The organism is Streptomyces sp. NPDC033136, from assembly GCF_055578235.1.
In genome coordinates this window covers 13666-38904 of sequence record NZ_JBVIPD010000027.1, presented here as the reverse complement: position 1 = coordinate 38904, position 25239 = coordinate 13666, and the positions used below count along the sequence as shown (strand labels likewise).

Annotated in this window: 22 protein-coding genes and 3 pseudogenes; 10 read left to right on the top strand and 15 right to left on the bottom strand. The window is 71.5% G+C overall.

Annotation, left to right across the window (positions count from 1 at the left end):
- Positions 1–65 precede the first annotated feature (65 nt).
- The 7 genes and pseudogenes from ACZ5TL_RS34055 to ACZ5TL_RS34025 all read right to left on the bottom strand — a co-directional run.
- Positions 66–1214: pseudogene (locus tag ACZ5TL_RS34055) on the bottom strand (DEAD/DEAH box helicase); the annotation flags it as partial.
- Between the two features lie 109 nt (positions 1215–1323).
- Positions 1324–1488: a hypothetical protein gene (locus tag ACZ5TL_RS34050; protein WP_468594670.1), complete on the bottom strand. Its 165-nt coding sequence runs from the start codon at positions 1486–1488 to the stop codon at positions 1324–1326.
- Between the two features lie 143 nt (positions 1489–1631).
- Entirely contained in the window at positions 1632–1913 is a 282-nt protein-coding gene (locus tag ACZ5TL_RS34045; RefSeq protein WP_468594669.1) for a type II toxin-antitoxin system RelE family toxin, read from the bottom strand.
- Between the two features lie 5 nt (positions 1914–1918).
- Complete coding sequence (locus tag ACZ5TL_RS34040; protein ID WP_468594668.1) at positions 1919–2200, bottom strand: type II toxin-antitoxin system Phd/YefM family antitoxin; 282 nt, start codon at positions 2198–2200, stop codon at positions 1919–1921.
- An 85-nt stretch (positions 2201–2285) separates the two neighbouring features.
- Positions 2286–3062: a hypothetical protein gene (locus ACZ5TL_RS34035; RefSeq protein ID WP_468594667.1), complete on the bottom strand. Its 777-nt coding sequence runs from the start codon at positions 3060–3062 to the stop codon at positions 2286–2288.
- A gap of 91 nt (positions 3063–3153) precedes the next feature.
- Positions 3154–4044: a hypothetical protein gene (locus ACZ5TL_RS34030; RefSeq protein WP_468594666.1), complete on the bottom strand. Its 891-nt coding sequence runs from the start codon at positions 4042–4044 to the stop codon at positions 3154–3156.
- Positions 4045–4181: 137 nt separating this feature from the next.
- Positions 4182–5120 carry a hypothetical protein gene (locus tag ACZ5TL_RS34025; RefSeq protein WP_468594665.1) on the bottom strand — a complete coding sequence of 313 codons (939 nt, stop codon included), beginning with the start codon at positions 5118–5120 and terminating at the stop codon, positions 4182–4184.
- A gap of 215 nt (positions 5121–5335) precedes the next feature.
- Between ACZ5TL_RS34025 and ACZ5TL_RS34020 the strand changes: the two genes are divergently transcribed.
- Positions 5336–5497, top strand: coding sequence for a hypothetical protein (locus tag ACZ5TL_RS34020; protein ID WP_468594664.1), 162 nt, complete (start codon positions 5336–5338; stop codon positions 5495–5497).
- A 64-nt stretch (positions 5498–5561) separates the two neighbouring features.
- Positions 5562–5780 (top strand): annotated as a pseudogene (locus ACZ5TL_RS34015) (transposase); the annotation flags it as partial.
- Positions 5781–5963: 183 nt separating this feature from the next.
- On the opposite strand, the pseudogene ACZ5TL_RS34010 reads toward ACZ5TL_RS34015, so the two are convergent.
- The 5 genes and pseudogenes from ACZ5TL_RS34010 to ACZ5TL_RS33990 all read right to left on the bottom strand — a co-directional run.
- A pseudogene (locus ACZ5TL_RS34010) lies at positions 5964–6311 on the bottom strand (DUF7008 domain-containing protein); the annotation flags it as partial.
- Positions 6308–6553, bottom strand: coding sequence for a hypothetical protein (locus ACZ5TL_RS34005; RefSeq protein ID WP_468594732.1), 246 nt, complete (start codon positions 6551–6553; stop codon positions 6308–6310). The gene ACZ5TL_RS34005 and the pseudogene ACZ5TL_RS34010, both read right to left, overlap by 4 nt.
- A gap of 87 nt (positions 6554–6640) precedes the next feature.
- Positions 6641–7348, bottom strand: coding sequence for an ester cyclase (locus tag ACZ5TL_RS34000; protein ID WP_468594663.1), 708 nt, complete (start codon positions 7346–7348; stop codon positions 6641–6643).
- A gap of 206 nt (positions 7349–7554) precedes the next feature.
- A complete protein-coding gene (locus tag ACZ5TL_RS33995) occupies positions 7555–8328 on the bottom strand; it encodes an SDR family NAD(P)-dependent oxidoreductase (RefSeq protein ID WP_468594662.1) in 774 nt (257 codons plus the stop codon).
- A gap of 94 nt (positions 8329–8422) precedes the next feature.
- Positions 8423–9091: an MOSC domain-containing protein gene (locus ACZ5TL_RS33990; RefSeq protein WP_468594661.1), complete on the bottom strand. Its 669-nt coding sequence runs from the start codon at positions 9089–9091 to the stop codon at positions 8423–8425.
- A gap of 90 nt (positions 9092–9181) precedes the next feature.
- Here ACZ5TL_RS33990 and ACZ5TL_RS33985 point away from each other — a divergent pair, with 90 nt between their 5' ends.
- Positions 9182–10078, top strand: a complete 897-nt coding sequence (locus ACZ5TL_RS33985) for a LysR family transcriptional regulator (protein WP_468594660.1) — start codon at positions 9182–9184, stop codon at positions 10076–10078.
- Positions 10079–10135: 57 nt separating this feature from the next.
- Here the strand turns inward: ACZ5TL_RS33985 and ACZ5TL_RS33980 are convergent, their stop codons facing one another.
- Complete coding sequence (locus ACZ5TL_RS33980; protein ID WP_468594659.1) at positions 10136–10465, bottom strand: WhiB family transcriptional regulator; 330 nt, start codon at positions 10463–10465, stop codon at positions 10136–10138.
- A 380-nt stretch (positions 10466–10845) separates the two neighbouring features.
- Between ACZ5TL_RS33980 and ACZ5TL_RS33975 the strand changes: the two genes are divergently transcribed.
- The 4 genes from ACZ5TL_RS33975 (at position 10846) to ACZ5TL_RS33960 (ending at position 15415) form a co-directional block, all read left to right on the top strand.
- Positions 10846–11457, top strand: a complete 612-nt coding sequence (locus tag ACZ5TL_RS33975; RefSeq protein ID WP_468594658.1) for a response regulator — start codon at positions 10846–10848, stop codon at positions 11455–11457.
- Positions 11458–11939: 482 nt separating this feature from the next.
- Positions 11940–12527 (top strand): sigma-70 family RNA polymerase sigma factor, encoded by a 588-nt coding sequence (locus tag ACZ5TL_RS33970; protein WP_248505684.1) that lies wholly within the window; start codon positions 11940–11942, stop codon positions 12525–12527.
- A 153-nt stretch (positions 12528–12680) separates the two neighbouring features.
- Entirely contained in the window at positions 12681–14186 is a 1506-nt protein-coding gene (gene guaB / locus ACZ5TL_RS33965; protein ID WP_468594657.1) for an IMP dehydrogenase, read from the top strand.
- A 104-nt stretch (positions 14187–14290) separates the two neighbouring features.
- Positions 14291–15415 carry a GuaB3 family IMP dehydrogenase-related protein gene (locus ACZ5TL_RS33960; RefSeq protein ID WP_468594656.1) on the top strand — a complete coding sequence of 375 codons (1125 nt, stop codon included), beginning with the start codon at positions 14291–14293 and terminating at the stop codon, positions 15413–15415.
- Positions 15416–15962: 547 nt separating this feature from the next.
- Here the strand turns inward: ACZ5TL_RS33960 and ACZ5TL_RS33955 are convergent.
- Positions 15963–17171, bottom strand: coding sequence for a nucleotide sugar dehydrogenase (locus ACZ5TL_RS33955; RefSeq protein ID WP_468594655.1), 1209 nt, complete (start codon positions 17169–17171; stop codon positions 15963–15965).
- Between the two features lie 271 nt (positions 17172–17442).
- Here ACZ5TL_RS33955 and ACZ5TL_RS33950 point away from each other — a divergent pair, with 271 nt between their 5' ends.
- Positions 17443–19149 (top strand): glycerol-3-phosphate dehydrogenase/oxidase, encoded by a 1707-nt coding sequence (locus tag ACZ5TL_RS33950; RefSeq protein ID WP_468594654.1) that lies wholly within the window; start codon positions 17443–17445, stop codon positions 19147–19149.
- 58 nt (positions 19150–19207) lie between these two features.
- Here ACZ5TL_RS33950 and ACZ5TL_RS33945 read toward each other — a convergent pair whose 3' ends face one another.
- Positions 19208–20251, bottom strand: coding sequence for a serine hydrolase domain-containing protein (locus ACZ5TL_RS33945; protein ID WP_468594653.1), 1044 nt, complete (start codon positions 20249–20251; stop codon positions 19208–19210).
- Between the two features lie 171 nt (positions 20252–20422).
- On the opposite strand from ACZ5TL_RS33945, the gene ACZ5TL_RS33940 reads away from it, so the two are divergent.
- Both ACZ5TL_RS33940 and ACZ5TL_RS33935 read left to right on the top strand, forming a co-directional pair.
- Entirely contained in the window at positions 20423–22486 is a 2064-nt protein-coding gene (locus ACZ5TL_RS33940) for a serine/threonine-protein kinase (RefSeq protein WP_468594652.1), read from the top strand.
- Positions 22487–22639: 153 nt separating this feature from the next.
- On the top strand, positions 22640–25141 hold the full coding sequence (locus ACZ5TL_RS33935; RefSeq protein WP_468594651.1) for a protein kinase: 2502 nt from the start codon (positions 22640–22642) through the stop codon (positions 25139–25141).
- Positions 25142–25239: the final 98 nt, after the last annotated feature.

Here is a 25239-nt window from a genome sequence, read left to right as displayed (position 1 = left end):
CATGCGCGTTGACGGTTGACGGGTGTCGGCAGGGAGGACGGAAGGCAGGCGCCTCGGCGGCCTCTTCAGCCGTCCCGACTCAGCAGAAACCGGACCGGCTCCGCCAACGCCGCCCGTGCCAAGTCAGCGTCCCCCAGGCGCGCGGCGAGCGTGGCCCCCGCGAGCCGCACGGGCAGTGCCTCCGCGAACTTCAGACCGCGCACGGCGTGCGGGTCCACGTCCGGCAGCGTCAGGCCCGTAGCGGCGTCCGCCACCGCCGTCCGCCACGACTGCGGGGTGACGTCGTCGCGCAGCCGGATGAAGCGGTCGTCGAGGAGCCGGTGCCGCAGGACGACCGAGGGAAGCGAAGCGGCCAGGGTCGCGTTCGCCCGGTGCCCGGCCCAGGTCCACCAGCGCACGTCGCTGTCGCCCCGGCGGGTGATGACGGTGCCGGCCGGATGCACCACGTCCAGATACCTCTCCCGGGCCGCCGCGAGCTTCGCCTCCGCCCGGCGGGTCAGAGACACGGGCGGGTCCCCGCCGAGCAGGACGTCCCGTACGGCACGGGCCAGCGTGAACGACCGGACGCGATGTGCCCCGAAGCCGCTCCACTTGGCGCGCCCGCCTTGGTCCACGGGTTCCACGAAGCAGCGCCTGCGCCGCCAGTCGATGTACGTCACCAGCCAGCTGCGGCCCGCCAGCAGCAGCTTGCGCGGGCCGTCGGTCTCCTCGGTCAGCAGGTCCGGGTCGGTGCGGCCGATCTCCGTCCGTCCGCTGAGCACGGTGAACTCGGGCGGCGCGGTGAAGGAGGCCGTCAGGTTCATGAAGTGCCGCCGCCCAAAACGCCGTTCGGCTTCCGGCCCGATGAACAGGGTGCCCGAGTCACGCTCCAGGTAGCCCTGTTCCACCAGGTGTCGCACGACGGGTTCGGCGGCGGTGCCGAACACTCCGAGGCCGCCCCACCACTCCTGCCACAGGTTCTCCCCTACCCGGTGCTCCTGGAGGCACAGCGCGAGCAGCTGCTGGGCCACCAGATGCCGCGGCTCGGGAGGCGCGGTCACCGGCTCCACCCAGCCGCGCGACCAGGCCAGCAGCAGAGCCGCGGCGGCCAGGAAACCCTCGTCGCTCAGGGCCAGGAAAAGGCAGTTTCGCCGAGTGCCGGGGCGGCGCCCGGTGCGGCCGAGCCGTTGCAGGAACGAAGCGACCGTCGCCGGGGCGTCGAGCTGGATCACCCGCTTCCAGCGACTCGGGCGTGGTCAGCAGCACGTCCGGGCGCTGCGCGAGGATGCGGCGGCGCCGGGTGGAGGCGATGTCGCCGTGCCACAGCTCGGCGGTGCGCCCCACTCATCCGCTGTACGTCTCGACGCCGTCCATCTGGCAGGACGCGAGCCGGCGGGCGAGCCGGGCACCGCGCGGGGACGCGGTGAAGCGGAACGAGAACACCGTCTGATCGGCGAGCGGGAACGGCGGCAGCGCGGACCGCCGCTCCTGGCGGGGGGAAGTGGTCATGCCTGAAGATCCCGCGCCCACACCCCTGCCCACCAGACGACGCCCCTACGGCGGTTGTCTGTCGGGGCGAGGGGTGACGGCGTCGGGCTTGTCGGGGGTGACCTCCGGGCAGTCCGGCGCGGACCGTGCGAGGCGCTGACGCCTCAGAGAATCTGGCGGTAGACCTCCCGCCGGTTGCCCACGGTCAGGACCCACACGACGAGTCGGCCGTCCTCGACGGTGTAGACGACCCGGTAGTCACCGACCCTGAGTCGCCACCGGGAATTGTGCCCTCGGAGGGCCTTCACGTCGAACGCCGCCGTGTCACCCGCGTCCATCGCCTTCTGGAGTTCGGTCAGCCGGTGCAGGATGCGCAGGGCGTCGGGGCGCGGGATCTTGAGCATGTCCCGTTGGGCGTGCGGGGTGAAGCGCGTGACGTACCCCATGCTCGTCAGTCCCGCCGGTCGCGGAGCAGGGCTGCCATCTCTTCGAGCGAGACCGACCCGTCGGTGCCTTCGGACTCGGCTTCGTCGGCCAGCCGGTTGAGCCATGCCTCTTCGGCGTCCTCGGCGAGTTGGCGCAGCCGCTGGTACTCCTCGATGTCGATCACGACGGCTTCCTGCTTGCCGCGCCGGGTGATGATCGTCGGTGTCTCGTCGCGGCGGGCGCGGTCGATGACGTCGGCGAGGTGACTGCGGACCTCGGCCATGGACTCGACTACCGGTTCGCTCATGTCACGAATGTAGCAGATGTACATGAAGGCATCGGGTTTCCGGCGGCCGACCGACGGGCACTGAGGTCCGTCGGCTCGGCGCACATCACGCGGGCAGCCGGCGCACCCCGTTGTCGTCCGTCACCTCGTACACGTCGATCCGCAGCAGCTCACGGACGGGCGCCGGAACCCGCTCGGCGGCCTTGACGGACGAGGACGGCACGACGAGTGCGTACCGTATCCGTGCGTCCTGCCTGGTCATGCGGCGCAGCAACTGCCCGTAGGCGATGTCCGCGTCGATGCCCTTCTCCTTGGTGCGGCCCTTGGCCTCGCAGATCAGCCGCTCCTCGCCGCGCACGGCTTCGAGGTCGGTCCAGCGGTCCGTGGGCTCGACGGGTGTCCACCCCTCACCGAGCAGCCAGGCACGGAAGGCGTCGGTGACCCGGTCCTCGTCGCTGTCCCGGGTCAGGATCTTCCGCAGCGCCGCCAGGTCGGCCTCCTCGTTGCGCCGCAGCCGCCCGCGCCCGTCCGCGTCGAGGTCGGCGGGCCGGACCACGATCAGCCGCAGTCCGTGAGCGGGAATCTCGGTGTCGCGGCGGGCGTCGTACAGAGCCCGCTGCTCGCCCCGGTGCACACCGCTCACGGTGAGCCGGTCCGGCTTGTCGAAGTGTGGCACCGGCTGGTCGTGCTGGCGCTCCCGGTACTCGACCACGAGTCGGTGACCGGGCCAGTACGCGTCGACCGGCAACCTGACCTGTCGGCCCCCGGTCCCCGGGTCGCCCAGCAGCCAGTCGAACTTGTGCTGGGTCAGGGCCTCTTCGCCGAGGACCCGGTTGCACAGGCCGACAACGTACGCCTCGTCACTGTCGCCTCGCGATGCCATGGCGGGCATCCTGTCAGGCGTCACTGACGACGCCGGACGCGCGCCCCGGCCGCTCCGGGCCGATGCTTTTTCTCCTACGGGCGGACACCCCCTAGGACGAGTGCGGTTTCTCCAGCTTGACGGCGGTGTCGTCCGCGTCGTGCTGCTCAGGGATCGTGGCGGAGGACTCGTGCCCTTCCACGACTTCCCCGTCTACGACCTCCCCGTCCATGACCTCCTCGTCGACGACCCGGTGCGCCGGCTTCGTCAGCTCCAGGCTGGAGAGGTGCTTCTTCAGCCTCTTGGCCATGGGGAGGTAGGTCGCGAGAGTGAGCCCGCCGGAGACAACGGCCCCGACGACGGGGATGGCCTTGGAGACGGACTTCGCGAAGGTCTGCTTCGTCATCTGAACGCCGAGGTAGCCCGCGACTTTCTTCACGATGGGGTAGATGACGCCCTGGGTGAGTGCCTTCTGCGGGAGTTTCTTGGCGACCTGCTTCGACATCATCCCCGCGACCTTCCCCACGGCGGCGTTCGCCGACTGGGTGCCGAACATGACGCCGAAGAAGAGCGTGAGCACCCCCTTGGTCGCGTCGTCGAGGTCGTCGCTGTCGTCGGAGAACAGATCGGGCCAGCTGTAGAGGTAGGCCAGCTTCTGCGCGATGCGCAGCATGTGGCCGAAGTACTGGGCCGTATCGGCGGGCACAGTGGCGGGAAGGGCGATGAAGCCGGGTATCCCGGCAGCCGCGGAGAGGGCACTGGCCTTGGCGGCTTCGTAGTTGATGGAGTCGTTGGCCGCTTTGTTCAGAACATCGAGAGAGATGCCTGCCGCTGCGGGGGTCTCCTCGATCGCCCTCCGGATCTCGTCCTCGGAGCAATAGCGGGTCAGCGCCTTTCGGAGGTATTCCTCCCTGTGGATACGCACACCCGGAAGCCTGGCGGCACTGGCCAGCACTGCGGAGAAGCGCGACTCCGGGTTCTCGATCTCTTTGCTCGCGGCCATGGTCGGGAACCTACAGCAGCCGGGGAAGTGGTGTGGGCGGCTTGAACTATCCGACTCCGCGTAGCAATCGGACTGGGACGGGCCTCAGATTTTGCGGCCGGCCTTCCGGTAGCCGTCCGGGGCCGTCCCCGGCTCCGTCAGACCCATTGACCGGTGGGTGGTGAGGTGAGGCAGCGGCGGCAGAGGGTTTCGTCGCCGGTCGGGCGGAAGAGGGTCGCCTGTACGTGGGTGCCCTCGCATTCACGGAGGGCGGCGAGGCGGCTGGAGGGGCGTGTGGAGGCGGGTGGTTCGGAGGTCGGAACGCTGCTGGTCGGGGTGGGCGCGGGTGGGATGTCCCGGAGCAGGTAGCGCAGGAGGCCGCCGGGGCGGTGGACGGGGGTGCCGTCGGCGGGGAGGCCGCGCAGGATGTGCGTGCGGATGGCGGTGGGGGTGTGACCGGCCGAGAGCCAGCGGGAGACGAGCCGGGCCAGCTCGTCGTGCATGCCTTGGGGGATGCGGCGGAGGTCGGGGGAGAGGTGGGGGAGCGCGGTGACGAGGGCGCGGGCGGTTTCGGGGATCTCGGCTGGGTCCGGGGCGGGCTCTGCCCTCGCCTCCGACTCCGGCCGGGCGGGACGGTGGGAGGTGTTTTTCCCGGGGTCTTTCTTTGGATGACCGTCGGTGGGCGGACGGGTCGGAGCACCGACGGCCGGAACGCGGGCACTCGGGGCGAGCTGGCGCGACGCGGGGGCGTCGGGCACGTGTACGGGCATCCGGGCGAGGATCTTGGCGGCCTCGGCCTCGCTCAACGGCACGTTAGAGACAAGCTGTTGGGTCACCCAGCGACCGCCGGGCCCCTGGACCCGCCGCTCGTGCACAAAGCCCTCCTCCTTCAGCTGCCGCTTGGCCCGCGTGAAGGCGCACGCCCCGATGCGGGCGCGCTCGGCGGTACGGGACAACGACTCGCGCGCCCCCTCCGGGAGCGAGAGCTGCCAGGTCAGCAGCCGCACGGCGTCGGAGGACAGCCGGGGGTGCCGGATGAGGTCGTGGGAGAACTGCGTGAAGGCGCGCGGGGGCGCGATATGGTGCCGGTAAATCACGGTGGGAGCCCTTACTTCCACTGGTGGTTCAGGCCCTCGCGGACGGCTGCAACCGTCGCGGGGGCCGTCTTCGTTCCGCGCCCGGCGTGGCACGCGGAAGACGTGATGTCGAGGCGACGCTACCGCACGCTCCGTGCGTGGATCGACGCGTTGAGTGAAGAAAGCTTTCGGGTGAGGGCGATCGCCCTGTCAGTAGGGCCCGCTGCCTTCGGCCCATGTCGATCACCGCACAACTGCGCGACTCGATGAGGCTGCCGGGTGGCGGCGCACTGGTCAACAGCTTCACACGGGAGAGCCGTGGGGCCGGTGCGTGCCGCACCCTCCTCCGGAACGAGCACGAACTGGAGGTCCACGAACTCGGGGATGCACCCATGTGAAGCTTCCCCTTGTGACTGGACACCTGGAGACTGGGACATGAGGTTCCAGAGGAAGTAGTGCCAGGTGGGTAGTCAGTACTCCAAGCGGTATTCGGAGGAGTTCAAGCGGGACGCGATCGGGTTGGCCCGCTCCTCCGACAAGACGATCACGGAGGTCGCGCGGGATCTGGGCGTGAGTCCGGAGAGCCTGCGCGGCTGGGTCAAGCGTGACCGGATCGACCGCGGGCAGGGCGGGGCAGGCGAGCTGACCAGCGCCGAGCGCGAGGAGCTCAGGCAGCTGCGCAGGCAGAACGCCGAGCAGCAGAAGACGATCGAAATCTTGAAAAAAGGTGGGCCACGAACGCGGGAGGCTGGCCCGGCCAGCGATTTCCCCGGGTTTGTAGGGCCACGTAGGGACAGCTGCCTGAGCTCCTTGCCTAGGAATACGGCAGCCGCGGAACAAGTGCTCTGCGCCAGTACGACCGCGCACCTTCTTCTCGGGACGCCAGTTGACGAGATCCGCCTCGGACAGCTCACGCTCCGCGCGGCCGGTGTCGAGGGCGGCCTGGAACTCTTCGGCGGGGTTGCCCTCCCACTCCTCGTCGTACTCGCCGTACCACTGGTGCACCCAGGGCAGAACCTCGCGCAGACCGGCGAGGAGCGGTACGAAACGGGGGTCGTCCTTGACACGGCGATCAGCGGCTCGCCCGGTCCCGGCTGCCGGGACTCGACCTCGAGATACGTGGCCACGGAGCCCTCCCGGAGGAATTGCGGCATGCCACCGCAGGTGGAGGTCGAGGAAGGGGTGCGGCCGTGCCTCGGACCAGTCGCTCATCGCGCTGCCAGGGCTGACTCGCTGTCGAGCGCGAAACAGCCGCCGGCCGAGCCGTGCCGTGGCAGGCCCGGGACAGTGTCGCCGTCCAGGTCGGCCACGGCCCGGACACGGTGGTCGCCAGCCATGTTCGCTGCGGCGGCGGCCGAGCCTCCCATCGAGTACCCGGCGATGCCGATCCGGGCCGTGCCGATCGCGTAGGACAGCACCTTCGTCCGTCGTCGGCCCGTCAGTCCATCGATCACGAACGACATGTCCTCGGCCCGGCTGCGTGCGACCGCCGCCGCGTACCATCGCCGGCCGTATCGGCTGACCGAAGGAGCCCCGCGAGGTCAGAGCTCCGTAGGCTCCAGCGCCCCGAGCTGCTGCATCAGCCCCAGCCGGTCGTACTGCCACCAGCCCTCGGCGATCTTGCCGTCCGGTGTGCAGCGGTGGACGGTCGTCCCCGTCATGGTGACGTCCCGCCCGGTCGGCGGAATCCCGAGGAAGTCGCCCTTGTGCCGGCCGTGGAAGGTCCACCGGGTGCACACCCGGTCGCCCTCGGCCATCTGGTCCTCGATGGTGAACGAGAAGTCGAACCCGCTCCGCCACTCCTCGACCTCACGCCGCGCCGCGTCCAGCCCGATGACGTCCTGAACATTGGCGGGATCGTGGTCGTGGTAGTCCTCGATGAACACGTCGTTGAACGCGGGCGCCGCTCCCTGGCCGGGCGCCAGCTCGAAGAACCTGCGCGCGGTGGCCGCGTTCAGCTGCTCGTCCCGGACCACGTCCAGGTCCGTGAAGGTGGGCTCCTCGTCGCAGATCGCCAGCATGTCCTGGAAGATCCGGTCGGTCTCCGGGAGCCCGGAGTTGCGCATCGCCTCCTCGTACGACGGGAACTCCACGATCTCGATGATGTGAGAGGAGTCGGCCCGGTCCTTCGCCACCACGCTGTGCGTCGCGGTCCGCTTCCCCTTGGTCTGTTCGACCCACCTGTCCATCAGCCGGTTCACCTCGTCGAGCCGGCTGGTCCTGCATTCGATGAGCTGTACGAAGGTCATGGCCTCGCCTCCGGGCCCCCCTGTGTCCGGTGGAACAGCTCCATCATCCCAAGCGGGGCGCCCGGATGCCTCCCGGCTCCGGCGGGCGGGGCCGACCGGGCCGACCACGTCGCGCACGGCTGGGCCGACCACGCCGCGCGCGGCTGGGCCGACCGCGTCGCGTACGGCTGGGCCGTCCGTTTCCCTTACCGCGGGCCGTACGTCCGCTACTGCGGGCCGTACTTCCGCCCCGTCTTCGACGACACCGCCCCGAGCATCCCGCGCGGCACCAGCTTCGTTACCCCCATCAGCGCCTTGTAGCGCGGGTCCGGAACGGACAGCGTCTTGCCGCGCGCCAGATCCTGCAGCGCCGCAGCCACCAGCTTGTCCGCGTCGAGCCACATCCAGCCGGGGATGTTGTCCGTGCCCATGCCGGCCCGGTCGTGGAACTCGGTGCGGACGAACCCGGGGCACAGCGCCATCAGCCGTACGCCGCTGCCTGCCAGGTCGCGCGCCGCACCCTGGGTGAACTGCACGACCCAGGCCTTGGAGGCACCGTAGGTGCCCCGCGGGACGAACGCGGCCACTGAGGCGACGTTGACGACACCGCCGCGGCCGCGCTCCCGCATGGCCTCCGTCGCCGCCGACGTCAGCCGCAGCACCGCCTCGCAGTGCACCTTCAGCATCCGCAGCTCATCGGCCATGGAGACGTCGAGGAAGCGGCCCTTGTTGCCGAACCCGGCGTTGTTGACCAGCAGGTCGACGGGGTTCCTGCGGTCGCCGAGGCGCTCGGCCACCGACTCGATGCCCCTGTCCTCCGCCAGATCGGCCGTCAGCACCTCCGCCTCGATGCCGTGCCGGTCGTGCAGTTCGGTCGCCTGCTCCCGAAGCCGCTTGGTGTCGCGGGCCACCAGCACCAGGTTGTGCCCGTCGGCCCCCAGTCGCCGCGCGAACGCGGCCCCGATGCCTGCCGTCGATCCCGTAATCAGAGCCGTTGTCATGGCAGAAGGTTAGTGACCCGGACCGCGTGCATCCGCTTCCCCGGAGGGCCTTCCGAGGTGAAGAGTCGGTGGAGACCGGCGTGGTGAGCCGTCATCAGGCCCCGTACTTCTCCTGGTACTCCCGCGCCGTCCTCAGCAGCTCGGGGTGCAGTGCCTCACCCGCCGCCAGCAGGCGCGGCAGCAGTGTCCGCTCGGTCGTCACCGCCCGGAACTGCAAGGCCACCGTCACGTCATGGCCCGGCCGGTGCACGATCTCGACGGCGTCGCCCGCGCGGATCTCCCCGGGCTCGATCACCCGCAGGTACGCCCCCGGCGCGCCCCGCCGCGTGAACCGCTTCACCCAGCCCTTCTCGTCCATGTGGCCCTGGAAGGTGCGGCACGGGATCCGGCCGGAGGTGATCTCCAGCACCACCTCGGGCCCGACGCGCCAGCGCTCGCCGATCAGCGCGCCGGACACGTCCAGGCCCTGGGTGGTGAGGTTCTCGCCGAACGCACCGTCGGCCAGAGTCCTGCCCAGCTCGCGCTCCCACTCGTCCAGGTCCTCGCGCGCCATCGCGTACACGGCCTGGTCGTCGCCGCCGTGGTGCTCCAGCTTGCACACCGCGTCCCCGGCCAGCCCGCTCCCGCCGATGCCCTTCGGCCCCGGCGCGGACACCCGCACCGGCCCGTCCGCCGGGCGCTTGTCGATGCCGGTCACGCCCTCCGGGTTGTCCGTGTACGCCACAGCCCTGGCACGGCCCAGGTTCACTGACAGAAGCTTCATGCCCGCACGGTAAGGGACCTGACCCCAAAGCGTCGACGCATTATTCACAGCGCGGTCAAAGGTTCGCTTATCCTCGCTTATCCTCGAAGGGTGATCGAAGCTCGTCATCTCCGCGTCCTGCGCGCCGTCGCGGCCACCGGCTCCTTCTCCGCCGCCGGGCGGGAACTGGGCTGCACCCAGCCCGCCGTCAGTCAGCAGATGAAGGCCCTGGAGACATCCGTCGGCACCCCTCTGCTGATCCGCACCGGACGCGAGATGCGCCTGACCCAGGCCGGTGAGGCACTGGTGCGGCACGCCGCCGGGATCCTCGCCGGGCTGACGGCCGCGGAGGAGGAGGTCGCCGCCATCGCCGGGCTGCGCGCCGGCCGGGTCCGGCTCGTGTCCTTCCCGAGCGGCAGCTCCACACTCGTCCCCACGGCCCTCGCCGCCCTGCGCGCGGCGCACCCCGGCACCCGGGTCTCCCTGGAGGAGGCCGAACCCCCAGCGTCCGTCGGCCTGCTGCGCGAGGGCGACTGCGACGTGGCCCTCGCCTTCCGCTACGAGGGGGCTGCGGGCGCCGAGGAGTGGGACGACCTCGTCGTACGTCCGCTGCTGTCGGACCGGCTCGTCGCGCTCGTGCCCGAGCGGCACCGGCTCGCCGGTGCGGCGTCCGTCGCGATCGGCGAACTCGCCGGGGAACCGTGGATCGCGGGCTGCCCGCGCTGCCGCGGCCAGCTGACCGAGGTGTGCGCGGCCGCCGGCTTCACCCCGCGCATCGACTTCGCGACCGACGACTACCCGGCGGTGGTCGGCCTCGTCGGCGCCGGCCTCGGCGTGGCCGTGCTGCCCCAGCTGGCGGTCGAGTCGGTCCGGCCCCGGGGGGTGCGCACCGTGACGCTGGAACCGGCGGTACGGCGGGAGATCGTCGCGCTCACCCTGCCCGACCTCGCCCAGGTCCCGGCGGTTGCGGCGACACTCGACCAGCTGGCACGGGCCGCCCACCGTTAGCGCCGGCGCCAAAAACCAACGGCACGCGTGCGCGTGCCCGTTCGAAGAAACGTTCCTTCAGTTGTCCGGGGCAGTGTGCCCGCCGGATGCCGACGCCGACACCAGCCGGTTGCGTGCCCGCCCCATCAGCTCTTCGCGCTCGTCCTCGGTCAGCCCGCCCCACACGCCGTACGGCTCACGCACCGCCAGTGCGTGGGCGGCGCACTCGGCGCGTACCGGGCACCTCATGCAGACCTCTTTGGCCGAGTTCTCGCGAGCACTCCGCGCCGCACCCCGCTCGCCCTCCGGATGGAAGAAGAGCGAGCTGTCCACCCCGCGACAGGCAGCCAGCAGCTGCCAGTCCCACAGGTCCGCGTTCGGTCCGGGAAGGCGGGAGAAATCTGCCATTACGTGACCCCTTGTTGCCGTTCTGGGCGGATCCGGTGTCTACGACCGTACAACTACGATCTAAGGAGATGAAAATATGACTCATTGCGAATCTAGCTCCAGACACTGGCAAAGCGGAAGAAATAGGTCTGAATGGGGCATAGGTTGTGATGAAAGTTCGAGGGTCTGTTGCGCATATCGGCACCGTGTCCGCCCCCTCACGTAGAGTGCCGAAGAGGGCAGCCGCACCCGTAACTCTTTCGAGTGACCGTCGTTGAGAGTGCGAGGCGGTTGAAGGAACAAGCGCTCGGGCAGGCGTCCGAGACGGTCGACCGCACAGGTGACGATTTCGTACCAGCCTGGAGGCTCAAGGTGACGCGCATCAGCTGCGGAGGGCGGTCATGACTTCCGTCCTCGTCTGCGACGACTCCCCGCTTGCCCGAGAGGCGCTCCGTCGTGCGGTGGCGACCGTGCCCGGCGTAGAGCGCGTGACGACGGCGGCCAACGGCGAGGAAGTCCTCCGCCGCTGGGGGGCCGACCGCTCGGACCTGATTCTGATGGACGTACGCATGCCCGGACTGGGCGGCGTCGAGACGGTCCGGCGGCTGCTGTCCGCCGACCCCGGTGCGCGCATCATCATGCTCACCGTCGCCGAGGACCTGGACGGTGTGGCGCTCGCCGTGGCCGCCGGTGCCCGCGGCTATCTGCACAAGGACGCCTCCCGCGCGGAACTGCGCGCGACGGTGACGCAGGCCCTGGCCGACCCGACCTGGCGGCTCGCCCCGCGCCGGCTGCGCTCGGTCGAGATGGGCGCCGCGCCCACGCTCACGGCGCGCGAGATCCAGGTACTCGAAGGCATGAGCCACGGCCGCTCCAACGCGGAGATCGGCCGCGAGCTGTTCCTTTCCGAGGACACCGTCAAGACGCACGCCCGGCGCCTGTTCAAGAAGCTCGGCGCGTCGGACCGGGCCCACGCCGTGGCGCTCGGCTTCCGGTGGGGCCTGGTGCGCTAGGGCCTGTCGTTTGGATCAGGCCGCAGGAATCCGACGGCACCTTGTCAGTGCCGGTGAGCGGGGGCACGCGGATGCCCCCGCGCGGGCCGCACACGCGCGTGCGGGAGCCGACGGCAGCGCGGTGGGGGTTACCTCTCCCCGCCCGAGCGACGTCGAGAGCTCGGGAGGGTGCACGCGCGGACCCACGTCCCCGGGACGATCCGAACGGCAGGCCCCAGAAGCGGCCCCGCAGGTCGCAGCCGTCGTAGTGAGGGCACGGAATGCCAGGTGGGCGGGGGCGGGCCGGGGGTCCGCCGGATGCCCGCTGCTCGTTTCGCCGCGGATGCCGCATCCTTGAAGGTGTGGAGTTCCTCGGGGACGAGTCGGTCGAGCGGAAGGGGAGGGCGCAAAGGATGAGTTCCGGCGCACCTGCTCATAACGCTTCGGTGCACAACAACGGGCGCGGTGCCGCGGACCCGGCGACCGCAAGGCACCATGGACCGATGCGCGACGACGAGGCGGCCCATGCCCAGGGCGCGATCGGTGCGCTCGTCCACCGCGCCGTCGACGGGGACGAGCAGGCCACGCACGACCTGCTCGCCCATGTCCACCCCCTGGCTCTGCGCTACTGCCGCACCCGGCTGTCCCGCCTCCCGGGCGACGCCCGGCACTTCGTGGAGGACCTCGCCCAGGAGGTCTGCGTGGCGGTGCTCCTCGCCCTGCCCCGCTACCGGGACACCGGACGCCCCTTCGAGGCGTTCGTCTTCGCCATCGCCGCCCACAAGGTCGCCGACCTGCAGCGCGCGGCGATGCGTCACCCCGGCTCGACGGCCATCCCGTCCGACGAGATGCCCGAGCGCCCGGACGACTCCCTCGGGCCGGAGGAGCGCGCCCTGCTCAGCAGCGACGCGGAGTGGGCCAAGAAACTGCTGGCCAACCTGCCCGAGAACCAGCGGGAGCTGCTGCTGCTGCGGATCGCGGTGGGACTCACGGCCGAGGAGACCGGCCAGATGTTGGGAATGTCACCCGGTGCGGTCCGGGTGGCGCAGCACAGGGCACTGAGCCGGCTGCGGGCGCTGGCCGAGCAGTAGCCCTGCTTGAACAACCCCTCTGTTGAACAGGCGGCGCACCGTTTCCGTACGAACATACGAAGCCCGGAGCCAGGCGGAACCGTGGAATGAGACAGCCGCGCTTCCCGTTAGCATGGACATCCGCACCGATCAAGGCCATTTGGGGAAGGTGTCATGACTGCCAACGTCGACGGAGTGCCCGGTAAATTCGCGACACTCGGGCTGACCTACGACGACGTGCTGCTGCTGCCGGGTGCATCCGAAGTGCTCCCCAACGCGGTCGACACCTCGTCCCGCATCTCCCGCAACGTCCGGGTCAACATCCCGCTGCTGTCCGCCGCCATGGACAAGGTCACCGAGTCGCGCATGGCCATCGCCATGGCCCGCCAGGGCGGCGTCGGCGTCCTGCACCGCAACCTCTCCGTCGAGGACCAGGTCAACCAGGTCGACCTGGTGAAGCGGTCCGAGTCCGGGATGGTCACCGACCCGATCACGGTCCACCCCGACGCCACGCTCGGCGAGGCGGACTCCCTGTGCGCCAAGTTCCGCATCAGCGGCGTCCCGGTCACCGACGGCAACGGCAAGCTGCTCGGCATCGTCACCAACCGCGACATGGCCTTCGAGACCGACCGCTCCCGTCAGGTGCGCGAGGTCATGACCCCCATGCCCCTGGTGACCGGCAAGGTCGGCATCTCCGGCCCCGACGCCATGGAGCTGCTGCGCCGCCACAAGATCGAGAAGCTTCCGCTGGTCGACGACGCGGGTGTCCTCAAGGGCCTCATCACGGTCAAGGACTTCGTCAAGGCGGAGCAGTACCCCAACGCCGCCAAGGACGCGGAGGGCCGTCTGATCGTCGGCGCCGCCGTGGGCGCCAGCCCCGAGGCGCTGGAGCGGGCCCAGGCGCTCGCCGAGGCCGGTGTGGACTTCCTGGTCGTCGACACCTCGCACGGCCACAGCAGCAACGCCCTCAGCTGGATGTCGAAGATCAAGTCGAGCGTGCGCGTCGACGTGATCGGCGGCAACGTCGCCACGCGCGACGGCGCGCAGGCGCTCATCGACGCCGGTGTCGACGGCATCAAGGTGGGCGTCGGCCCCGGCTCGATCTGCACCACCCGGGTCGTCGCCGGAATCGGCGTCCCGCAGGTCACCGCCATCTACGAGGCGTCCCTCGCCGCCCGCCCGGCCGGCGTGCCGCTGATCGGCGACGGCGGTCTGCAGTACTCGGGCGACATCGGAAAGGCGCTCGCCGCGGGCGCCGACACCGTCATGCTGGGCAGCCTCCTCGCGGGCTGTGAGGAGTCCCCGGGCGAGCTCCAGTTCATCAACGGCAAGCAGTTCAAGTCGTACCGCGGCATGGGCTCGCTCGGCGCGATGCAGTCCCGCGGCCAGGGCAGGTCGTACTCCAAGGACCGCTACTTCCAGGCCGAGGTCGCCTCCGACGACAAGCTCGTGCCCGAGGGCATCGAGGGCCAGGTGCCCTACCGCGGCCCGCTGGCCAACGTGCTGCACCAGCTCGTCGGCGGTCTGCGCCAGACCATGGGCTACGTGGGCGCCGCCACCATCGAGGAGATGGAGTCCAAGGGCCGCTTCGTCCGCATCACCTCCGCGGGCCTCAAGGAGAGCCACCCGCACGACATCCAGATGACGGTCGAAGCGCCGAACTACAGCCGCAGCAAGTAGCGCCAGGCCTTCCGAGGGCGGCTCCGGAGCATCCGGGGCCGCCCTCGTCGTGCCCGTCGGCGATACTGGAAGACGCTGCAACGCATCAGGGAAAGGCCACAGACGTGACTGAGATCGAGATCGGGCGCGGCAAGCGCGGCCGCCGGGCGTACGCCTTCGACGACATCGCCGTCGTCCCCAGCCGCCGTACGCGGGACCCGAAGGAGGTCTCGATCGCCTGGCAGATCGACGCCTACCGCTTCGAGCTGCCCTTCCTGGCCGCCCCCATGGACTCGGTCGTCTCCCCGGCCACCGCCATCCGCATCGGCGAGCTGGGCGGCCTCGGCGTCCTGAACCTCGAAGGCTTGTGGACGCGCTACGAGGACCCGCAGCCGCTGCTCGACGAGATCGCCGGACTGGACTCGGAGACCGCGACCCGCCGCTTGCAGGAGATCTACGCGGCTCCCATCAAGGAGGAGTTGATCGGGCAGCGCATCAAGGAGGTGCGCGACTCCGGCGTCGTCACCGCCGCCGCGCTCTCCCCGCAGCGCACGGCCCAGTTCTCCAAGGCGGTCGTGGACGCGGGCGTGGACATCTTCGTGATCCGCGGTACGACGGTCTCGGCGGAGCACGTCTCCGGTTCGCACGAGCCGCTGAACCTGAAGCAGTTCATCTACGAGCTGGACGTCCCCGTGATCGTCGGCGGCTGCGCCACCTACACCGCGGCCCTGCACCTGATGCGGACCGGCGCGGCGGGCGTCCTGGTCGGGTTCGGTGGCGGCGCCGCGCACACCACGCGCAACGTGCTGGGCATCCAGGTCCCCATGGCGACGGCGGTCGCCGACGTGGCCGCGGCGCGCCGTGACTACATGGACGAGTCCGGCGGCCGGTACGTGCACGTGATCGCGGACGGCGGTGTCGGCTGGTCCGGCGACCTGCCCAAGGCGATCGCCTGCGGCGCCGACGCGGTCATGATGGGCTCCCCGCTCGCCCGCGCGACCGACGGGCCGGGCAAGGGCAACCACTGGGGCATGGAGGCCGTGAACGAGGAGCTGCCGCGCGGCCAGAAGGTCGACCTCGGCACGGTAGGCACCCTGGAGGAGATCCTCACGGGCCCGTCCCACACCCCCGACGGCTCGATGAATCTCTTCGGCGCGCTGCGCCGGGCCATGTCCACGACCGGCTACAGCGAGCTGAAGGAGTTCCAGCGGGTCGAGGTTACGGTGGCGGACTCCCAGCACCGGCGGTAATCCGTCCCGACGCTGAGAAGGGCCTGGTCACTCGGGGGAGTGGCCGGGCCCTTTCGCGTGCCCAACTGGTGTGAGCGGGGCGCGCGTCGCCGCTCGGGGGCGCACGGTTGCCTTCGGGCCGTTCGGGCTCGTGGGGGGCGGTTTCGAGGCGCTGGTGTCCGTGATCGGCGCCCAGGTTGTTCTGGGTGCCACCTTCCAAGGACACGGTTCCGGACCCCGGCCCTCGGGGCCCGGCCCGAATCCGACGTGCCGCCTACCGGGTCGATGGGCGGCGTCGTGGAAGGGGGCGCCCATGGGACGCCACCGCAAGCCCACCCGCTGGGACCGACTCCGTCTTCGGACGGTGCAGTGCCGGAGGAGGTGGATCTTGCGGATAATCGGATGGTGAGCGGCCGCCCCCAAGAGACCTAGGGGCGGACACTCCGTGATCCATCCAGGAGCCTGCCGCAGTGGCCACTGCGGTGGGCTCAGTCGTCTCCCAAGGTACTGGCGGCGGGGTGGCCCCGCGCCACCAGCCCAGGAGACTCAGCGTCCCCACGCGCCCCCTTCACAACCGATGCGCCACCCCCGTGGGCGCCGCCCCCCGCGTGTCCAGCAGTAGCTGTGCCTTCACCGACAGGCCCTGGAGGTCGTACGTGCGGTGCTGCTGGAGCAGGATGGTCAGGTCCGCGTCGGCGGCTGCCTCGTAGAGGGAGTCCGCCCTGGGGACGGGGCGGTCCAGGACGCTCCAGGCGGGGACGTGGGGGTCGTGGTAGCTGACCGAGGCGCCCAGTTCCATCAGGCGCAGGGCGATCTCCTGGGCCGGGGTGCCCTGGAGGTCGCCGAGGTCGGGCTTGTAGGTGACGCCGAGGAGGAGCACGCGGGCACCGCGGGCCGACTTGCCGTGTTCGTTGAGGAGCGTGGCGGCGCGCTGGACGACGTAGCCGGGCATGCGGCGGTTGACCTGCTGGGCCAGCTCCACCATGCGCAGACCGCGGCCGCCGTGGGCGGTCAGGTCCTGCGGGACGCTGTGGCCGCCGACGCCGGGGCCCGGGCGGAAGGACTGGAAGCCGAACGGCTTGGTCTCCGCGCAGCGGATGACGTCCCACAGGTCGACGCCCAGGTCGTGGCAGAGCACGGCCATCTCGTTGACGAGGGCGATGTTCACGTGCCGGTAGTTGGTCTCCAGCAGCTGCACGGTCTCCGCTTCGCGGGGGCCACGCGCGCGTACCACCTTGTCGGTCAGCCGTCCGTAGAAGGCCGCGGCCGACTCGGTGCAGGCCGGGGTGAGGCCGCCGATGACCTTCGGGGTGGTGGCGGGCATGACGTCGCGGTTGCCGGGGTCGACGCGGCTGGGGGAGTACGCGAGGTGGAAGTCGCGGCCCGCGCGCAGGCCGGAGCCCTCTTCGAGCAGCGGACGCAGGAATTCCTCTGTCGTCCCCGGGGGCACGGGTGACTCCAGGATCACCGTGGTGTGCGGGCGCAGGTGGGCGGCCAGGGTGCGGGCGGCGGTCTCCAGCTGGCCGAGATCGAGCCCGCCGTCGGCACCCGGCGGGGTCGGCGCGCAGATGACCGCGGTGCGCACCCTGCCGAGCTCGGCAGGGTCGGTGGTCGGCCGGAAGCCCCCCGAGAGCATCCGGCGCAGCGCGGCGGGGCTGAGGGAGCCGGCTTCGGGGCCGGTCCGGTAGCCGAGGGTGGGGATGCCGGCGGCGACGGCGGCCTGGGCCAGCGGCAGGCCGTACGGGCCGAGTCCGATGACGGCGAGATCTGCGGGCATGGCGTGGCCGTCCTTCCCGATAGCCGAAGTGGGACAGACGCGCAAGCCCTGTGGACAGGACGGGCGAGCGCAATGTCAGACTAGGAGTAAATATGACCGATATGCGGGATTGTCCGCCCGGGTTTCGGTGTGTGTTCCGTGAGCGTTGTCCACAGGCCGAGGGTCCGTGGTGGCTGAAGTCGGGCAGCGCGGTCAGAATTTGGGCAGGGGGATACGGACGGGGCTGCACCCGACGGGTGCGGTCGGCGCGACCGATGAGCGGGAGGCAGCGGTGAGGACAGCGACACTCGGACCGGCGCAGCGCGCCGAGTCACTCGCATCTATGGCCGAGCGCGAGCTGGACGTGCTGGTCGTGGGTGCAGGCGTGGTCGGTGCGGGCACCGCGCTCGACGCCGTGACCAGGGGCTTGTCCACCGGCCTGGTCGAGGCGCGGGACTGGGCGTCGGGCACCTCCAGCCGGTCCAGCAAACTGATCCACGGCGGCCTGCGCTACCTGGAGATGCTCGACTTCGCCCTGGTCAGGGAGGCTTTGAAGGAGCGCGGCCTGCTGCTGGAGCGGCTCGCCCCGCATCTGGTGAAGCCCGTGCCGTTCCTGTACCCGTTGCAGCACAAGGGCTGGGAGCGGCTGTACGCCGGGTCGGGCGTCGCGATGTACGACGCCATGTCCATGGCCCGAAGCCACGGCCGGGGCCTGCCGATGCACCGCCATCTGACCCGCGGTCACGCCCTGCGTGTGGCCCCCTGCTTGAGGAAGGACGCGCTGGTCGGCGCGCTGCAGTACTACGACGCGCAGATGGACGACGCCCGGTACGTGGCGACGCTGGTGCGCACGGCGGTGGCGTACGGCGCGAAGGCGGCCAACCGCGCACGGGTGACGGGCTTCCTGCGCGAGGGCGAGCGGGTCGTCGGAGCGAAGGTGCAGGACGTCGAGGGCGGCGGCGAGTACGAGATCCGCGCCAAGCAGGTCGTCAACGCCACCGGCGTGTGGACGGACGACACCCAGGGGATGGTCGGGGAGCGCGGCCAGTTCCACGTCCGGGCGTCCAAGGGCATCCACCTGGTCGTGCCGCGCGACCGGATCCACTCCACGACCGGGCTGATCCTGCGCACGGAGAAGTCCGTGCTGTTCGTCATCCCCTGGGGCCGGCACTGGATCGTCGGCACCACGGACACCGGCTGGGACCTCGACAAGGCCCACCCGGCCGCGTCCAGCGCGGACATCGACTACCTGCTGGAGCATGTGAACTCGGTGCTCGCGGTGCCGCTCACCAGGGACGACGTCCAGGGCGTGTACGCGGGCCTGCGGCCTCTGCTCGCCGGTGAGTCGGACGCAACCAGCAAGCTGTCGCGCGAGCACACCGTGGCGCACCCGGTGCCCGGACTGGTCGTCGTGGCGGGCGGCAAGTACACCACCTACCGGGTCATGGCCAAGGACGCGGTGGACGCGGCGGTGCACGGGCTCGACATGCGGGTCGCCGAGTGCGTCACCGAGGACGTGCCACTGCTGGGCGCCGAGGGCTACCGGGCGCTGTGGAACGCGCGGGCGCGGATCGCGGCCCGGACCGGACTGCACGTGGTGCGGGTGGAGCACCTGCTGAACCGGTACGGGACGATGGCCGAGGAACTCCTCGCGCTCATCGCCGACGACCCGTCCCTGGGTGAGCCCCTGCCGGCGGCCGACGACTATCTGCGCGCCGAGATCGTGTACGCGGCCTCGCACGAGGGGGCGCGGCATCTGGACGACGTGCTGACCCGGCGGACGCGCATCTCGATCGAGACCTTCGACCGGGGGACGCGCAGTGCGCGCGACGCGGCCGCGTTGATGGCGCCGGTGCTCGGCTGGGACAAGGACCAGACCGAGCGCGAGGTACAGCACTACGAGAAGCGGGTGGAGGCCGAGCGGGAGTCGCAGCGACAGCCGGACGACCTCACTGCGGACGCGGCGCGGCTGGGGGCACCGGACATCGTGCCGTTGTAGGACGCTGTCACCCGAACGGGTGTCGGGGAGCGGGATCTTCGTTCGGGGGCCGGTCGTTCTACGAGGTGCGGGGGCAGAACTCGGCCGCGAGCACCGCGGGTTCGAGACCGGGATCGGCTATCGCGTCCGTGTTCACGCGGAAAGTGAGGACACGCCGGCCGTCGACGGTGGCTGCGGTGCGCACGTAGCTGCCGGATATGTGCCCGTTGTGCCCCCACACCGTGGTGCCGCACGGAAGTCTCTCGGGAAACAGCCCCATGCCGTACGCGCCCTGTGCGGCACGGGTGTCGAGCATCTCGCGCAGCCAGCGCGGGGGCAGCAGCCGCCCGCCGAGCAGGGCCGGGTAGAAGCGGTCCAGGTCGGCGAGCGTGGTCACCAACTCGCCCGCGGCGCCGGCCACCCGCGGGTCGAGAGCGGTGACGTCGCTTCCGTCGGCGGCGTAGGCGCGGCCGTGCGGAGCGGGCAACGAGGAACGGGATCCGGGGAAGGAGGTGCCCGTCAGGCGCAGGGGAGTGATGATGCGGCGCTCGGCCTCGGTGGCGTAGGAGTGGCCGGTCACCTTCTCGATGACCAGGCCGAGCAGGACGTAGTTGGTGTTCGAGTAGGAGAAGCGGCCACGTGGGGCCGGAGGGTGGGTGAGAGCGAGGTTCAGGGCCTGACGGGGTGTGACGGGTGCGGTCCCGCCGGTGTCCGCGGTGTAGTCGTACAGGCCGCTGGTGTGGGTGAGCAGGGAGCGCAGGGTCAGCGCGCGGCCGTCGTTGCCCGCTCCCCGCACCAGGCCGGGCAGGTGCTGCTCCACGGTGTCGGACAGCGACAGCCGTTGCTCGGCGGCCAGTTGCAGCGCGACCGTCGCGAGGAACGTCTTCGTGATGCTGCCGGCGCGGAAGTGGTCCGACCGGGCGATTCCCCGCCCGGCCTGGGCATAGCGGGTGGTGGTCCCCTCCTGGGCGAGCAGGGCCGCCGCGGGAGCTCCGCCCCGGGTCACCAGCAGCGGCAGCACCGTGTCGGCGGGCGGGACCGAGAGGGCGGAGGAGTCGGAGGGGAGCAGGCCGAGGAGGGCGACGGCCACCGGCAGGGCCGGCAAGGTCCGGAACGGCGGCATGCGGACTCCTCACTGCTCGGGGCCCATCATGCAAGGCGGCGCGAGGTGTCCCGCGCCCGGGTACGGGCCGGGCGGGCCCCCGGGCGCGGGGCAGGGGGCCCCTGGGCGCTGGGCACTTGTCGGGTGAGAGACAATGGAGCCTCTGTCAGGGCGGGTTGTATGAGGGGACGCATGTCGGAGGCGGAGCGGGCGGGCACATCTCGTCAGGACACTCGTCAGGACAACAAGGAGCGTCTCCTCGCGGGGCGTTACCGGCTGGGCAAAGTGCTCGGCCGCGGCGGCATGGGCACGGTGTGGCGGGCCCAGGACGAGACTCTCGGGCGGACGGTCGCCGTCAAGGAGCTGCGGTTCCCGTCGAACATCGACGAGGAGGAGAAGCGGCGGCTGATCACGCGGACGCTGCGCGAGGCCAAGGCGATCGCGCGGATCCGCAACACCAGCGCCGTGACGGTCTACGACGTGGTCCAGGAGGACGACCGGCCCTGGATCGTGATGGAACTCGTCGAGGGCAAGTCGCTCGCCGAGGTCATCCGGGAGGACGGCCTCCTCGACCCGAAGCGCGCCGCGGAGGTCGGACTCGCCGTCCTCGACGTGCTGCGGTCCGCGCATCGCGAGGGCATCCTGCACCGCGACGTGAAGCCGTCGAACGTGCTGATCGCGGAGGACGGCCGGGTCGTGCTCACCGACTTCGGCATCGCCCAGGTCGAGGGCGACCCGTCCCTCACCTCGACCGGCATGCTCGTCGGCGCGCCCTCCTACATCTCCCCGGAGCGGGCCCGCGGGCACAAGCCGGGCCCGGCCGCAGACCTGTGGTCGCTCGGCGGGCTGCTGTACGCGGCGGTGGAGGGTGCTCCGCCGTACGACAAGGGGTCGGCCATAGCGACTCTCACGGCCGTGATGACCGAGCCGCTGGAGGAGCCGAAGAACGCGGGCCCGCTGAAGGACGTCATCCACGGGCTGCTCACCAAGGACCCGGCCAAGCGGCTCGACGACGCGGGTGCCCGGGCGATGCTCAACTCGGTCATCCGCGCGCCCGAGAAGGCCGAGCCGGAGCCCCCGGACGCGACGAAGGTCGTGCCGCTGCCGCCCCAGCCGGACAAGTCCTCGCGCAAGGGGAGTCCGGCCGGGAGCAAGCGGGGCGAGGAGGCCGGGGAGCGGCTGCGCGGGGCGCTGCGTTCCGTGCGCAAGGCCACTGCCGCGGCACCGGCCGCCGCCCACGCCAAGTCCGAGCCCGCGACGACGGCTTCCGCGTCGGACAGCGGTGCGGCCGAGGCCGGGGCCGAGACCGAGGCCAAGAGCGCGAGTGCGGGTGCGTCCGCGGCCCAGTCGGGTGCGGCGTCGGGCCCGGGTGCGGCCGACGGGGCTGGTGAGCGGGGTGCTCAGGGGGCGAAGACGGCCTCCGGAGGCCGGAGTTCGGGGTGGCCCGTGGTGCCGCCGCCGGACCTGCCGCCGCGACCGGCACCCCGGGCGCCGCTCACCGACGTGGTGCCGCGCCGGACCCTGATGATCATCGCGGCGATCGTGCTGCTCGCAGTGATCGGCGCCGTGCTCGCCATCGCGCTCAGCAGCGACGACGACGGTGCGAAGGGCGCCTCCGGCGAGGGCGGCGGCAAGTCCGTCGCCACCGCTTCGGGCAGCACCGACACCAAGGACGACGAGAAGGGCGGCACGCGCACGGACAGCGCGCAGACTCAGCCCGAGCCCTCCGGGACCGCTTCGAACAGGACGCCGAGTGGCTCGTCCGGTGCCGGTGCCGGTGCCGGTGCGGGTGCGGGTGGGGACGGCTCCGAGGACAAGGGCACCTCCGCGGTGTCGACGTACCAGGGGAACCAGGGGTACTCCATCGGACTGCCGAAGGGGTGGAAGTACCGGTCGACGGGCGCCGCCGGTGACCGCTTCACCGGGCCCGACGGGCAGAAACTGCTCATCGCCTGGACGTCCACGCCCAAGGGCGACCCGGTGGCGGACTGGAAGAACCAGGAGCGCTACATGCAGCGCGCCCAGTACAAGAGGATCCGCATAGAACAGGTGGACTACCGGGGCTGGAACACGGCGGACTGGGAGTTCACCTACACGGAGGGCGGCACCAAGTACCGGACGATCGACCGCGGTTTCGTCGTCGACGACCGGCAGGGGTACGCGCTGATGTACACGGCGAAGGCGGCCGACTGGGACGGCAAGCTGCGCAAGGAGACCTGGCGGACGCTGACGAAGACCTTCGAACCCAAGTCCTGAGCATGAGCCGTCCCGGGTTTGGGGAGGGAGATCTGGCATCCCCGCGTTGCGCGTTGCCTGCGGCACGTATCGTAAATGTTTGCGGACCGTGCGCAGCCGGAACGGACCGTGGGGCCAACGGATGTGACCGACCGGGCTGCCGGGGGAGGCAACGTGGACGACTATGCGGGCCGGGTACTCGCCGACCGCTACCGCCTGCCGCTGCCGCCGTCCGACGAGTACGAACTCACCGAGACCCGGGCCTTCGACACCTACAGCGGACAGGAAGTCCTCGTCAGGCAGGTGCCGTTGCCGGAGGTCGTCGAGGCGGAGGTCCTCGACGCCGAAGGACTGCCCGACGGTTTCACGGCGCGTGACGGCGGAGCGCGGCGGCCCGGCGGCCGTCCGGGCCCTCGCAGGCCCACCGATCCGGTGGTTCGGCGCGCGGTCGAGGCCGCGCAGGCCGCCGCCGCCATCCCCGACCACCCCCGGCTCGACCAGGTCTTCGACGTGTTCGCCGAGGGCGGTTCGCTGTGGATCGTCAGTGAGCTGGTGGCCGCGCGACCGCTGGCCGCGCTGCTCGCCGAGAAGCCGTTGACGCCGTACCGGGCGGCCGAGGTGGCCTCCGACGTCCTCATGGCACTGCGGGTGCTGCACGCGCACGGCTGGGTGCACCGGAACATCACCGCGCGCACGGTGCTCGTCTGCGACGACGGCCGGGTGATGCTGACCGGGCTGGCGGTGGGCGCGGCGGAAGAGGCGTTGTGCGGGTACGACCCGGTGCCGGAACCGGCCTTCGAGGAGTCCGGGCAGGGGCCCGGCCGGGAAGGCGGTGCCTTCGCGCCGGCCGACGGCGCCGGGGGCCCGGGCGGGCCGGGAGGCGCCGGTGGAGCGGGAGATCCGGAGGCAGCGCGGCGGGCCGCCATAGAGGCGCGGGAGACCAGGGGGCTGCCCGCGACCGGGGAGAACACGGCGGGCGGTGGCGCGGCCGTTCCCGCGCGCAGGCCGGTCGACGACAGCGGGGACCCCCGGTCCGCGCGGGCCGGGGCGATCGCGGCCTACCGGGCGGGTGCCCGGGCCGCGGCACGGGTCCAGGAGGCGCAGCAGAGCGGGCGGGCCGCGCTGCCCGGTGCCCGGCCCGCCCCGGACAGCCGGCCCGCGCCCTACGGCAACGGATCGGCGCAGTCGCCGTACATCCCCGGGCAGGGCGCACCCCCGCCGGGGCGTGTCGCCGACCCCTACGGCGTGGGGGGCACCCCCCGGACGACGGCCTGGCACGGCGCGACCCCCCGCGGGGGAACCGGCGGCGCACTGTCGCCGCAGGGCCAGGAGCCGGCGGCTCTCCCGCCTGCCTCGGACATCGCGGCCCCGGGCGAGCCCACCCGGTGGGGCGACCTGATCGCGCACACCCCCGCACCGCGGCGCGGCCCGGACACGGCGCTGGCCGCCGAGCGGGCGCGGCAGGCGCGGATGGCCGTGGTGGGACCCGTGACGGAGCGCTGGGCGCCGGAGCAGGCCGGACCCGTGCACGAGAACTGGCAGCTGGCGGCGCCGATCGGGCCCGCGACCGACCTGTGGGCGCTCGGCGCGCTGCTCTTCAGGGCCGTACAGGGGCACGCGCCCTACCCGGAGGAGTCGACGGCCGAGCTGGTGCAGATGGTGTGCGCGGAACCGCCGGCGTACGCCGAGGAGTGCGGGCCGCTCCGGCCGGTCGTGGAGTCGCTGCTGCGCCAGGACCCCACCGAGCGCCTCGACTTCGAGGAGGTGCGCGGCTGGCTGCGTTCGCTGGTGCGCTCGGCGCCCGAGCCGGAGGCCGGGCTGCACGTCGTGCCGGCACCGCCCGTCGACGTCGGCCGGCTGCCCGTCGTACGCCGCCGGGGCGAGCTCGTGCGCAGGCGGCGGGCCGGGCTGCCCGCGCACCACGGGCGGCACAAGCGGGCCAAGCAGGAGTCCCGGTCACCGCACCGGCTCGGCCGCACCCTGCTCGTGCTGGTCCTGCTCGCGATGGCCGCCGCGATCGCCTACGCCATGCTCTTCATGCCCAAGTCGGGAACCGAAGGCGCGGGAGGAGCAGACCGCACCGGTGCCGCCGGAGAGGTCAGCCAGGCGCCCGACCGGGACGCGAGCAGCGAGCCCCGGCCCGACCAGACGTCGCCCGGGGCGGAGAAGAGCCCGTCGACGTCGGCCGGCTCCAGCGAGACGCAGACCACCGGCCCGGCCGCCGCCGACGGCTTCACCCTGCGCAAGGACTCGGCCGGTTTCCAGGTCGCCGTCGCCAAGGGCTGGGACCGCGCGCCGCGCAACGGCAGCGGCCAGGTCGTCTACTCCAAGGGTGACTTCGAGCTCATCGTCGTACCGGGCCGGGACAGCGCCTCGGAGCACGGCAGTGATCCGATGGCCTACCAGCGCGAGCGGGAGCGCGAGTTGCAGCCGTACCGCGACTCCAGCTGGGCCACCTCCACCGGTCTGAAGACGATCGAGGTGGGCGGACGGACCATGGCCGAGGGACAGTTCACGTGGACCGGCGAGGACGGGGGCGAGCTGTACGTGCGCAACCTCGCGATGCTGGTCGACGGGCGTTACCACGTGGTCCAGGTGCGCGGCCCGGAGTCCGAGCGGGACGAGGTGACGCGGCTGTACGAGCAGGCGGCGGCGACGTACCGGGCGACGAAATGACCTGCTGACCCGACTGCCGCGCACTGGTCGGCGCGTCGGGCCGCTGGGGCTCACCTCACAGTTCCCTCCTGTCCCGGAAGGCTGCAACCGTCACAGTG